The sequence below is a fragment of the Acinetobacter sp. MD2(2019) genome, from assembly GCF_035615615.1.
Taxonomy (GTDB): domain Bacteria; phylum Pseudomonadota; class Gammaproteobacteria; order Pseudomonadales; family Moraxellaceae; genus Acinetobacter.
The window spans coordinates 60949-74152 of the sequence record NZ_VTDU01000006.1; the positions used below are offsets into that span (position 1 = coordinate 60949).

10 protein-coding genes are annotated in these 13204 nt (G+C 40.9%); 6 read left to right on the plus strand and 4 right to left on the minus strand.

The genetic code is table 11. The features are described 5' to 3' along the window. Nucleotides 1–23 precede the first annotated feature (23 nt). The 3 genes from lpdA (at nt 24) to sucD (ending at nt 3740) form a co-directional block, all read left to right on the plus strand. Complete coding sequence (gene lpdA, locus I2F62_RS04980; RefSeq protein ID WP_324625924.1) at nt 24–1457, plus strand: dihydrolipoyl dehydrogenase; 1434 nt, start codon at nt 24–26, stop codon at nt 1455–1457. Between the two features lie 205 nt (nt 1458–1662). Beyond that, a complete protein-coding gene (gene sucC, locus I2F62_RS04985; RefSeq protein ID WP_324625925.1) occupies nt 1663–2859 on the plus strand; it encodes an ADP-forming succinate--CoA ligase subunit beta in 1197 nt (398 codons plus the stop codon). After that, a complete protein-coding gene (gene sucD / locus I2F62_RS04990) occupies nt 2856–3740 on the plus strand; it encodes a succinate--CoA ligase subunit alpha (RefSeq protein WP_324625926.1) in 885 nt (294 codons plus the stop codon). The genes sucC and sucD overlap by 4 nt, the downstream gene beginning before the upstream one ends. Nucleotides 3741–4033: 293 nt before the next feature. On the opposite strand, the gene trpS is transcribed toward sucD, so the two are convergent. Beyond that, entirely contained in the window at nt 4034–5047 is a 1014-nt protein-coding gene (trpS, locus tag I2F62_RS04995; protein ID WP_324625927.1) for a tryptophan--tRNA ligase, read from the minus strand. Nucleotides 5048–5235: 188 nt separating this feature from the next. On the opposite strand from trpS, the gene I2F62_RS05000 reads away from it, so the two are divergent. The 3 genes from I2F62_RS05000 to I2F62_RS05010 all read left to right on the plus strand — a co-directional run bounded on the left by I2F62_RS05000 (nt 5236) and on the right by I2F62_RS05010 (nt 8670). Continuing rightward, nucleotides 5236–6147: a DUF808 domain-containing protein gene (locus I2F62_RS05000; RefSeq protein WP_324625928.1), complete on the plus strand. Its 912-nt coding sequence runs from the start codon at nt 5236–5238 to the stop codon at nt 6145–6147. A gap of 19 nt (nt 6148–6166) precedes the next feature. Then, the gene (locus I2F62_RS05005; protein WP_324625929.1) at nt 6167–7066 is read left to right on the plus strand and encodes a neutral zinc metallopeptidase; all 900 of its coding nucleotides are present in this window, start codon (nt 6167–6169) and stop codon (nt 7064–7066) included. 104 nt (nt 7067–7170) lie between these two features. Further along, nucleotides 7171–8670 (plus strand): cation:proton antiporter, encoded by a 1500-nt coding sequence (locus I2F62_RS05010; protein WP_324625930.1) that lies wholly within the window; start codon nt 7171–7173, stop codon nt 8668–8670. Between the two features lie 177 nt (nt 8671–8847). On the opposite strand, the gene I2F62_RS05015 is transcribed toward I2F62_RS05010, so the two are convergent. The 3 genes from I2F62_RS05015 to carB form a co-directional block, all read right to left on the minus strand. Beyond that, complete coding sequence (locus I2F62_RS05015; protein ID WP_324625931.1) at nt 8848–9285, minus strand: universal stress protein; 438 nt, start codon at nt 9283–9285, stop codon at nt 8848–8850. Between the two features lie 113 nt (nt 9286–9398). Then, nucleotides 9399–9875 (minus strand): transcription elongation factor GreA, encoded by a 477-nt coding sequence (gene greA, locus I2F62_RS05020; protein WP_324625932.1) that lies wholly within the window; start codon nt 9873–9875, stop codon nt 9399–9401. A gap of 88 nt (nt 9876–9963) precedes the next feature. Next, nucleotides 9964–13197, minus strand: coding sequence for a carbamoyl-phosphate synthase large subunit (carB, locus tag I2F62_RS05025; RefSeq protein ID WP_324625933.1), 3234 nt, complete (start codon nt 13195–13197; stop codon nt 9964–9966). Nucleotides 13198–13204: the final 7 nt, after the last annotated feature.

Sequence of the window (13204 nt, forward strand, 5' to 3'; positions counted from 1 at the left end):
TGTTTGGGGACACGGAGATAAATATGTCTCAGCAATTTGATCTTGTTGTGATTGGTGGTGGACCGGGTGGTTATGAAGCGGCAATTCGTGCAGCTCAACTTGGTTTTAAAGTGGCATGTATTGAAAAACGTATTCATAAAGGCAAGCCGTCTTTAGGTGGAACGTGCTTAAACGTGGGTTGTATCCCATCGAAAGCATTGCTCGATTCATCACATCGTTATGAAGATACGGTGCATCACTTGGCTGATCACGGTATTAGCACAGGCGAAGTGAATTTTGATTTAGCAAAATTACTGGCACGTAAAGATAAAATTGTTGACCAATTAACCGGTGGTATTGACCAATTGCTTAAAGGCAATGGCATTGAGTGGTTGAAAGGTACTGGTAAATTATTGGCAGGTAAAAAAGTTGAGTTTGTATCCCACGAGGGCGAAACCCAAGTTTTAGAACCGAAATATGTCATTCTTGCCACAGGTTCTGTGCCTGTAAATATTCCAGTTGCACCGGTTGATCAAGATCTTATCGTAGATTCAACAGGCGCACTTGAGTTCCAAGAAGTACCAAAACGTTTAGGTGTGATTGGTGCAGGCGTAATTGGCCTAGAGTTAGGTTCGGTTTGGCGTCGTTTAGGTGCTGAAGTGGTGGTCTTTGAAGCGATGGATGCGTTCTTGCCAATGGCAGATAAAGCACTTGCGAAAGACTACCAAAAACTGTTGACTAAACAAGGTTTAGACATTCGTGTTGGTGCAAAAGTTGCTGGTACTGAAATTAATGGTCGTGAAGTGACTGTTAAATACACCCAAGGCGGCGAAGAAAAAACGCAAACTTTTGATAAGTTAATCGTCTGTGTAGGCCGTCGTGCTTATGCTGAAGGTTTATTGGCAGATGATTGCGGCATTAAATTGACTGAACGTGGTTTAGTTGAAGTGAACGATTGGTGTGCAACTTCAGTTGAAGGCGTATATGCAATTGGTGACTTAGTCCGTGGTCCAATGCTTGCGCATAAAGCGATGGAAGAAGGTGTAATGGCGGTTGAGCGTATTCACGGTCACGCTGCCCAAGTAAACTACGACACCATTATTTCAGTCATTTATACGCATCCTGAAGCGGCATGGGTTGGCTTAACGGAAGAACAAGCCAAAGAAAAAGGCCACGAAGTGAAAACCGGTCAATTCGGTTTTGCGGTGAATGGTCGTGCATTGGCTGCTGGTGAAGGCGCAGGTTTCGTGAAGTTCGTTGCAGATGCCAAAACTGATCGTTTATTGGGTATGCACGTGATTGGACCTGCTGCGTCTGATATCGTACACCAAGGGATGATTGCACTTGAATTTGTATCTTCAGTTGAAGATTTACAATTGATGACTTTTGGTCACCCAACTTTCTCTGAAGTGGTGCATGAGGCGGCTTTGGCGGTAGATGGTCGTGCCATCCATGCGATTCAACGCAAACGCAAATAAGTTTTAAAAAAAAGCGAAAAGGAGTGGTTTCGACCACTCCTTTTTTTTATAAATAAAAAAAGGCTTATTTTTAAATAATAAAAAGATACATTTAAATGATTTTGCTTTACACGGTTCTTAGTGTAAATTTTATACAAGATTCAATGATATAAAAACGATATACCGAATTGAATAATAATTTATTAATGCAAGAAAAGGATACATAATGAATTTGCATGAATATCAAGCTAAGGCGTTATTAAAGCAATATGGACTGCCCATTCAAGAAGGCATTTTAGTAACCACCGCAGAAGAAGCAGGCATCGCGTATAAAAAATTAGCTGGAAAGTGTGCAGTGTTAAAAGCACAAGTTCATGCAGGCGGTCGAGGTAAAGCTGGTGGTGTACAAGTGGTTAAATCTAAAGAAGAAGCCATACAAAGCGCTGAAAAACTATTGGGTCGACATTTAGTAACCTATCAAACCGATGAATTAGGTCAACCAGTAAATAGTTTGTTGGTGTGCGAGGATGTTTATCCCGTTGAAAGAGAGCTTTATTTAGGTGCTGTAATCGATCGTTCTTCAAGGCGTATTGTGTTTATGATTTCAACCGAAGGCGGTGTTGAAATTGAAAAAGTCGCCAGTGAAACTCCAGAAAAAATTATAAAAATAGAAATAGATCCGTTGCTGGGTTTATTGCCTTTTCAAGCCAAGGAAATGGGATATGCACTGCATTTAGACGACCTTCAAATTCAACAATTTTCTGAATTATTGCATAACGCTTACCGTGCTTTTATTGAAAATGACTTTGCTTTACTTGAAATTAATCCGCTGTCTATTCGTGAAAGCGGTGAAATTTTATGTGTCGATGCAAAAATTAATATCGATGCCAATGCCCTGTATCGTATTCCTGAAATTGCACATTTACGCGATACAACACAAGAAAATGAACGTGAACTCAAAGCCTCTGAACATGAATTAAATTATGTTGCCTTAGATGGCAATATTGGCTGCATGGTGAATGGGGCAGGGCTTGCCATGGCGACCATGGATATTATCCAACTTTATGGCGGTCGACCCGCAAATTTTTTAGATGTTGGGGGAGGTGCAACCAAAGAGCGTGTGATTGAAGCGTTTAAAATTATTTTAGATGATCATGCAGTGAAGGCGGTTTTGATTAATATTTTTGGTGGCATTGTCCGTTGCGACATGATTGCAGAAGCTATTATTTCCGCCATACACGAAATTCAGTTGAATATTCCTGTTGTGGTACGTTTAGAGGGCAATAATGCCGAATTGGGTGCAAAACTTTTAGATGAGTCTGAATTAGATTTAATTTCTGCCAATGGTTTAGCCGATGCGGCCGAAAAAGTGGTATTTGCTGCAAAACAACAAATCAATCATACCAAAGGAAACCAGTCATGAGTGTTCTGATTAATCGAGATACCAAGGTCTTAGTACAAGGGTTTACTGGAAAAAATGGAACATTCCATGCAGTTCAAGCACTCAATTACGGCACCAAAGTGGTTGGAGGTGTTACACCGGGTAAAGGTGGGCAAACCCATTTAGATTTACCTGTATTTAACAGCATGAAAGATGCTGTGCGAGAAACCCACGCCGATGCCTCGGTGATTTTTGTTCCTGCACCGTATGTGCTCGATTCGATTGTCGAAGCATTAGATAGCGGTGTGCAATTGGTGGTAGTGATTACCGAAGGCGTACCAACTTTAGATATGTTAAAGGCAAAGCGTTATTTAGAAACCTATGGCGGTACAGCCCGTCTCATTGGTCCGAATTGCCCCGGAATTATTACCCCCGAGCAGTGTAAAATTGGCATTATGCCTGGGCGCATTCATCAAGCTGGAAAGATTGGCATTATTTCACGCTCCGGCACATTAACCTATGAAGCCGTTGCCCAAACGACTAAATTGGGCCTTGGGCAATCAACTTGTATAGGCATTGGTGGTGATCCAATTTCGGGAATGAACCAAATTGATGCGTTAAAATTATTTCAAAATGATCCCGATACCGAAGCCATTGTTATGATTGGTGAAATTGGCGGTACAGCAGAAGAAGAAGCAGCCGAGTTTATTCAGTCTGAATTAACCAAACCTGTGGTGGGTTATATTGCTGGAGTGACAGCACCCAAAGGAAAGCGTATGGGGCATGCAGGTGCAATTATTTCTGGTGGCAAGGGAACGGCTGAAGAAAAATTTCAGGCATTTGAAAAAGCAGGAATGGCTTATACGCGTAGTCCAGCTGAAATTGGTCAAACGGTATTTAAGGTATTACAACAAGCCAGATAGCTTGATGTTTATTACTTTTAAAATTGCACTTGATGCTTTAATTCAAAAAAAGCGCAGTGGTTGGGGTATCCACTGCGCTGAATAACGAAAAGCTGAAATACACAGTTTCGTAAAAGGAGAAACGACCTTTTGATAAGTTAACCAAACGGTCTAAAAATATAATATCTTAAAGTTGACTGGCGTGGTAGGTTTTTATGTAACGATGTTGAGACTTCGTGTAAAAAAAGTGCATTTTTATATAAAAAAAAGCTCATATTTAATCAAAATATGAGCTTTTGTGTTTTTAAAAACAATTAGAAGTGAAACATGCCTAAGCCATGCTTAATTTCATCTAAAGTTGACTGAGTGATAATTTTACATTTGTCAGTTCCGGTTTTCAGAACATCCATAATATAGTCAGGGTCTTTCTCTAACTCATTACGTCGTTCACGAATTGGCGCAATAATGTCTTTTAAAACCGCTTCTAAGCGTTTTTTTACGGTTCCATCCCCCAAACCACCCCGGCGATAATGCGCTTTGAGCTCTTCAACTTCTTCTTTATTTGGGTCGAAAGCATCTAAATATGTGAAAACAACATTGCCTTCAACCTGACCTGGATCTTCAATGCGTAGATGATTTGGATCGGTATACATGGCATTAACGGCTTTTTTAATGTCTTTATCTGAGGCATTTAAAACAATGGTGTTGCCCAAAGATTTCGACATCTTGGCTTTTCCATCAAAACCAGGTAAGCGGCCAGTATTCGATAACAGCGCTTTGCATTCAGGTAAAAGATTTTGATTAATTTGTCGATTAAGACGACGTACAATTTCGTTGGTCTGTTCAATCATTGGGATTTGATCTTCACCCACAGGCACAACGGTTGCTTTAAACGCGGTAATGTCGGCAGCTTGCGCAACCGGATAACATAAGAAACCTGCCGGAATATCTCGTTCAAAACCACGCATTTGAATTTCAGATTTAATGGTCGGGTTACGCTCTAAACGTGCAACCGTAACAAAATTTAAATACAACATGGTCAATTCATTCAGTGCAGGCAAATGTGATTGCACACAAATAGTGGTTTTGCTTGGGTCAATCCCAACAGCTAAATAGTCCAGCGCAACTTCAAAAATGTTACGACGTACTTTTTCGAAATTGTCGGCATTGTCGGTCAGTGCTTGAGCATCTGCCAATAAGATATGCTGATGATGAGAATCTTGTAAGCCAACACGCGAACGCAAAGAACCCACAAAATGCCCCAAATGTAATTGTCCAGTTGGACGATCGCCAGTCAAAATAATTGGACGCTGATCTGCTGTTGTCATGGGATATCCTGAAACTTTATCAATGATCATGTAAATGAATGCGGTTATTGTACGGTATATCGTAAGAAAAAGTTCTATTCTTCACTTTAAACGACTAAATAATACAAATGCTTTGAAGTTGTTGCATACCAAGCTTAAAAATACCTTTACAATAACCATAAAATAAACGAATAAGAGGTCATTTTTATATGGCAAGTAGCCTTTTGGTTTTGCTGGATGATATTGCAACGGTATTAGATGATGTTGCTTTAATGAGTAAAACCGCTGCGAAAAAGACAGCGGGAGTGCTAGGGGATGACTTGGCCTTAAATGCTCAACAGGTAACAGGCGTGCGTGCAGATCGAGAATTGTCTGTGGTCTGGCAAGTTGCGAAAGGTTCATTGCTGAATAAATGTATTCTCGTTCCCTTGGCATTACTCATTAGCGTGATTGCGCCATGGTTGATCAATCCGTTGTTGGTTTTAGGTGGTTTGTTCTTGTGTTATGAAGGCGCCGAAAAAGTTATCCATCTGTTCATGCATAAAAAGCATCAGCCTGTAGACGATGCCGAAAATACCACGCAAGACAGTATAGATATCGATACTTACGAGAAAGATAAAGTCAAAGGGGCGATTCGTACCGATTTTATTTTATCTGCTGAAATTGTGGTGATTACTTTAGGTACCGTATCTAGCGCGCCATTAATGAATAAAATTGTGGTGATGAGCCTAATTGCCTTTATTATGACCGTGGGTGTTTATGGTTTTGTCGCATTGATTGTTAAAATTGATGATGCGGGACTGTTCTTAGTCAAGCAAGCTAAAAAATGGCAACAAAGTTTAGGGCAATTCTTATTAAGCTTTGCACCTCAATTAATGAAAACCTTGTCTGTGGTCGGTACGATTGCCATGTTCCTTGTGGGTGGTGGTATTATTAATCATGCTGTTCCGTTTGTGCACCATTTTACCGAACATACGGTGGATCAAGCACAAGTGATTCCAACAGTGGGGCAAATTTTAGGCAGTGTTGCACCTACAAGTTTAAATATGCTGATTGGTTTTGCAGCAGGGATCATTGTATTGTTGGTGGTGTCTTTATCTCAGAAGCTATTTAAAAAATAGCATAAAAGGAAGGTGTCCGATGCGTTGGAAAGGGCGTAGAGAAAGTGATAACTTAGAAGATCGTCGTGGTGGCGGGGTTAAAGCCGGTGGCATTAGTATTCTTGGGCTAGTGGTTGCCTTTGTGGCGTGGAAGTTTTTTGGTGTCGATCCGCAGCAAGCCTACCAAGTGACTAAGCAAGTCACGCAACAACAAACCCCATCGAATCAGTCTTTAGAACATCCAACGCAAGCGCAACAAGAAGCAAAACAATTTGTTTCCACCATTCAAGCCGATACCGAAGACACTTGGTCAGCAATTTTTAAAGCACATCAAATGCAATATAAAGCACCGAAATTGGTGTTATACAGTGGTGTAACGCCAACGGCATGTGGAACAGGGCAAGCGGCCATGGGCCCATTTTATTGCCCATCCGATCAAACAGTTTATTTAGACACACAATTTTTTGTTGAAATGCGCCAAGAATTAGGCATTAGTGGCAATCAGAATCACACTGAATTGTCGAGAAATGATCAGGCCGGTGATTTTGCTTTAGCTTATGTGATTGCACACGAAGTTGGGCATCATGTACAAAATTTATTCGGTATTTCTGATAAAGTGTTGAATCAACGCCGTCAGCTCAGCCAAGCTCAAGGCAATCAATTGTCCGTGCGTCAAGAGTTACAAGCAGATTGCTTTGCTGGCATTTGGGCCAAGTCGAATGATGAACGCACGCATTTTTTAGAAACGGGTGATATTGACCAAGCCATGGATGCTGCACAAAAAATCGGTGATGATTATTTGCAAAAGCGTTCTACAGGGCAAATTGTTCCAGACAGTTTTACTCATGGTACCAGTCAGCAGCGCATGACATGGTTTAAACGTGGTTTTGAGTCGGGTGATTTAAACCAATGTAATACGTTTACACAGGGTTCGGTTTAATTTTAATGAAAGTTTAAGGCCTCAATTCTAAGTGGGGATGATTTTTTTTCATTTCCTCTTGTGAATAAACGTGCCGATTTTTAATAGTTTTTATAAGGGAGCTCATGGGAAATTATTTTATTTTACAGCTTTTTACAGTTGTTTTTGCCTTATCGATTATTACGACAACGTTTAATAAGCGTATTTTAGGTTTTCCTCAGGCCATTGGCGTTCCTATTGTTTCTGCGGTATTGGTCTTTGTGCTGCAATGGGCTGCCAGCTTATTAAGCGGAAATCAATTTATTACCATTAATTTACATAATATAGAAAGCGCAGTACGTCATATCGATTTTTATGACTTCTTAATTAATGGGGTGATTTGTTTTATCCTGACCTCATCGGCATTAAAATTTAAAATTTCAGACTTAAGAAACTATTGGAAACCGATTAGCATTTTAGCCAGTATTTCATTGGTTTTATGTGCAATTCTATTCGGTGGCATGCTTTATGGATTCCAGTTTTTAATTGGCAACCCTGTGCCAATTGTGGTGCTGTTATTATTGGGCTCGGCCTTGGGTGCAACAGATCCGATTGGTGTAAAAGGCGTATTAAGTTCGGTTCGTGCGCCACATCATTTAATGGTCAAACTTGAGGGCGAATCGTTATTTAACGATGCCATGTGTATTGCCGTATTCATGACCTTGTTAAATGTGATTCAGGGTAAAAACTTTAATTTATCTGGTACCATTGAAACCTTACTCTACGAAATTGCCGTTGCTGTGCTGATTGGTTGGGGATTTGGACAATCAATTTTACGTATTTTACGCGGCAAACATGAACCAGAATCACTGATTTTAACCACAGCATTATTGGCTTGTGGATCGTATTTGGTCGCATTATTTGCCCACGCATCTGCTCCTATTGCCTGTGTGATTGGTGGCTTAGTGGTTGGCAATAAATGGAATGAAATTTTAAGTGATTATGCGATACGTGAAATCAACCATTTTTGGCACACCGTTGAAGGCATTATTAACTCCTTCTTATTTACCTTAATTGGTTTAGAATTGTTCATTCTTGACTTAAATTTCAGCATGATTTTAGGTGGAATGGTCGCATTTATTATTTTGCATATTTCACGTTTTGCCGCGAACTTTTTATCCTTTGTATTCTTCCCAAGCTTTCGCAAAAAAAGTTATAACGGCAGTTTGACCATTATTAGTTGGGGTGGAGTACGTGGTGGTATTTCTCTGGCATTAATTTTAGCGGTGGCGAACCATCCTACGTTAAGCCCGTATAGTAGTATTTTAATTGGCTATACATTTATTAGTGTATTGATGTCGGGTTTAGTCTGTGGTTTAGGTTTGCCGGCGGTTATGAATGCCTTTTACTATAATCCGAACGAAGAAACCACTGGCTTTAAAGGTTGGTATCAGCGGTTATGCCACAAGATGAATCGCACAGGGATTAAGTATATTGTTGGTGAAGATGCGCAAGGTCAAGAAACCATTTTGGTTTATAATCCCGAGCATTTGTCGGATGTGAAAGCAGATGATGGCGTTACCACATTACATGACCCAAGTAAAATTATCGAAATGAAACAATTAGAAAATCCTAATAATTTCTAGTTTACTAACCACCCAAACGGGTGGTTTTTTCTTGGCATCGTGGGGTGAATGCCAAAGAGAAATTCGATTAACTCAACAAAATTAACAGGGTCAGTACTTTCAACAGCTTCAATGAATGGTTGAAAGTATATTGATTAGCAATAAAAAACCTTTAAAGGATGATTGGTTGTTTATAGATTAATGCACAATCAATACAGGAAGCGCGGTTTTATTGAGCACTTTTTGGGAAATACTGCCTAAAATCAGCTTTGATAATCCGGTATAACCATGCGAGCCAATCACCATTAAATCGGCATTTAAATCTGTTGCTGCTTGCGTGATGGTGTCTGCAATTGAAAAACCTTCAAGCAATAAAATCTCAATAGGTAATTCACTTGTCGCATAATGGCTTTGGATTTCCGAAAGTGTTGCTAAAATTTCTTCTCGTGAGCGATCAATAAATAAGTTACTTTCGCCCGTTTGAACATATTCTCGTGCTGTAATTGGGTCGAGTTTTAAGACTTGCGCAACGGTAATTTTACTGTGTAGGGCAGTTGCAATCCCTTTAATATGGTCAAGCAATTGATGTGCTGTTGCTGTGCTATCAATGGCAACTAAAATATGTTGATAATTCATCGGAATGCCTTTGCTCATGGAGTATAGCGTCGACTATAACATTTTGAATGATTATGTAAATTACAAAATGATGAATTAAAAAAGCCTCCAATTTAGGAGGCCTTTGTATGCGCTTAAAGATATTCAACGCTTACAACTTCATATTCGACTTCACCTTGTGGCGTCACAATTTTTGCCTCATCGCCTTCGTACTTGCCTAACAAGCCACGTGCGATAGGTGAATTCACTGAAATTTTATTAATTTTAAAATCAGCTTCGTCATCACCTACAATTTTATAGGTTTTGCGCTCTTCGGTGTCTAAATTTTCGATGGTCACGGTCACGCCAAATACCACACGACCATTTTTTTCAAGCTCTTGAACATCAATGACTTGTACTGCACCAAGTTTACCTTCGATGTCTTGAATACGACCTTCGCAGAAGCCTTGTTGCTCACGCGCAGCATGATATTCTGCATTTTCTTTTAAGTCACCGTGTTCACGTGCTTCAGCAATCGCTTGAATGATACGTGGACGTTCAACAGTTTTTAACTGTTGTAATTCAGCTTCTAGGGCAATTTTGCCTTCGGGAGTCATTGGATAACGTTGCATTTTAGTCCCTCTAAATTGAATGGGAAAATAGCGTATAAAAAATAAAAATCCCGCCACCGATCAGGTGACGGGACCTATCGCTAAAGAATTAACCTGCGTGGTGTAAGTCTTGCAGGCGATATACGTCCATTGGCAATTGAATTGCAAATGCTTGGCAAACAGCTTCCGCACCATTAATTGTGGTGGTGTAATACACTTTGCCTTGTAATGCTGCACGACGAATCATTGCAGAGTCGTATTGCGCTTGCTTGCCTTCAGTTGTATTGACAATAAGGTGTATTTCACCATTTTTCAAGCGGTCAACAATATGTGGACGACCTTCTGTCACTTTATTGACATGTTCACATGCCAAACCAGCTTCATGAATCACCTTATATGTACCACCCGTTGCTACTAACTTAAAGCCAAATGCAATTAAGCGTTTTGCAATATCAACCACATGTGGCTTATCTGAATCACGCACTGACAAGAATGCATGTTTCACTTCGCCTTCGGTAGGTAAGCCTGGTAAGCGTTCGTTAGAGCCGAGTACAGCTTTATAGAATGCTTCACCAAAGGTTTTACCTACGCCCATGACTTCACCTGTAGATTTCATCTCAGGCCCAAGCATTGGGTCTACACCTTGGAATTTAGCAAATGGGAACACTGCTTCTTTTACAGAGAAGTAGGTTGGGATAATTTCTTGCATGAATCCTTGAGATTCAAGCGATTGTCCCGCCATACAACGTGCTGCAACTTTTGCTAAAGACTCACCAATACATTTTGAAACGAATGGCACAGTACGCGAAGCACGTGGATTCACTTCTAAAACGTAAACGTCGTTGCCTTTTACTGCAAACTGTACGTTCATTAAGCCCACAACGCCCAACTCTTTTGCCATAGCAATGGTTTGGCGACGCATTTCATCTTGGATTTCATCCGACAATGAATACGGTGGAATTGAACACGCTGAGTCACCTGAGTGAATACCTGCTTGTTCAATGTGCTGCATAATGCCGCCAATCACCACATTTTTACCATCAGATACGCAGTCAACGTCTACTTCAATCGCTGAATCTAAGAAGTGGTCAAGCAGTACTGGCGATTCATTTGATGCTTGAACCGCATCACGTAAATAGCGTTTTAATTCGTCATCGTTATACACGATTTCCATGGCACGACCACCCAATACATAAGATGGACGGACAACCAATGGATAACCCACTTTCGCCGCTTCTGCCATGCCTTCTTCAGCAGATTTTACAATGCTGTTGTTGGGTTGACGAAGTTGTAAACGTTGAATCATTTGTTGGAAACGTTCGCGGTCTTCAGCACGGTCAATGGCATCTGGTGATGTACCAATAATTGGCGCGCCTGCTTCTTCTAAAGCACGCGCCAATTTTAATGGGGTTTGACCGCCGTACTGAACAATAATGCCTTTTGGCTTTTCAGTACGAACAATTTCTAACACATCTTCAAGGGTAATTGGTTCGAAGTACAAACGATCTGAAGTGTCGTAGTCGGTTGAAACTGTTTCAGGATTACAGTTGACCATAATGGTTTCGTAACCGTCATCACGCATTGCAAGCGCCGCGTGTACACAGCAATAGTCAAACTCAATACCTTGACCGATACGGTTTGGACCACCACCAATCACCATAATTTTATCTTTGGCAGATGGATTGGCTTCACATTCTTCATCGTAAGTCGAGTACATGTACGCGGTGTCAGATTCAAACTCAGCCGCACAGGTATCGACACGTTTGTAAACAGGATAAACGCCCAAGTTCCAACGGTGCTTACGGAATTGCTTTTGTGAAATACCCATCAAGTTGGCAATACGTAAGTCAGATAAGCCTTTACGTTTAAAGCCACGGATATTTTCTGCGGTTAAATCGCCAAAACCTAAGGCTTTAATTTGCGCTTCAGTTTTAATGATGTCCTCAATTTGGATGAGGAACCAACGGTCAATTTTAGTCGCTTCAAAAACATCGTCTAAGCTAAAACCATGACGGAAGGCATCGGCAACGTACCAAATACGCTCAGGGCCTGGCACTTTAAGTTCTTGTAAAATCTTGTCTTTGGCATTGTCTGCGCCAAGTTCAAGTTTTTCATCGAAGCCACACACGCCCACTTCTAAGCCACGCAGCGCTTTGTGCATTGACTCTTGGAAGTTACGACCAATTGCCATCACTTCACCCACAGATTTCATCTGTGTAGTCAATACAGGTTCTGCTTGTGGGAATTTCTCGAAGTTAAAACGAGGAATTTTTGTTACCACGTAGTCAATTGCAGGTTCGAATGATGCAGGAGTTACGCCGCCTGTGATGTCATTTTTCAATTCATCTAAGGTGTAACCCACTGCTAATTTCGCAGCAATTTTTGCAATTGGGAAACCAGTTGCTTTTGATGCAAGGGCAGATGAACGTGATACACGTGGGTTCATCTCGATGATGACCATACGGCCAGTATTTGGACAAATACCAAACTGTACGTTTGAACCACCAGTTTCAACGCCAATTTCACGAAGTACCGCAACCGATGCATTACGCATTAACTGATATTCTTTATCGGTTAATGTTTGTGCAGGGGCAACAGTAATTGAGTCGCCGGTGTGAACGCCCATTGGGTCGAAGTTTTCAATCGAGCAGACAATGATACAGTTGTCGTTTTTGTCACGCACAACTTCCATTTCGTATTCTTTCCAACCAATTAACGATTCATCAATCAATAATTGTTTGGTTGGAGAAAGATCGAAACCGCGTTCACAAATTTCAATAAATTCTTCTTTGTTATAGGCAATACCACCGCCTGAACCACCCATGGTGAATGATGGACGAATGATCACAGGGAAGCCAAAACGTGCTTGAATTGCTAAAGCTTCTTCCATTGACTCGGCAATGTCAGCTTTTGGACATTCAAGCCCAATTTTACGCATAGCGATATCAAACAGTTTACGGTCTTCTGCTTTTTCAATCGCTTCTTTTGATGCACCAATCAATTCCACATTGTACTTTTCAAGTACGCCGTTGGCATCTAGCGCAAGTGCGCAGTTCAATGCAGTTTGTCCGCCCATAGTCGGTAAAACCGCATCTGGACGTTCTTTTTCAATAATTTGAGCAACGGTTTGCCAAGTGATTGGCTCGATATACGTTGCGTCCGCCATTGAAGGGTCGGTCATAATGGTGGCAGGATTTGAGTTCACCAAAATAACGCGGTAGCCTTCTTCACGAAGTGCTTTACACGCTTGCGCGCCAGAGTAGTCAAACTCGCAGGCTTGACCAATCACAATAGGGCCAGCACCAATAATTAAGATGCTTTTTATGTCCGTACGTTTAGGCATTATTCGC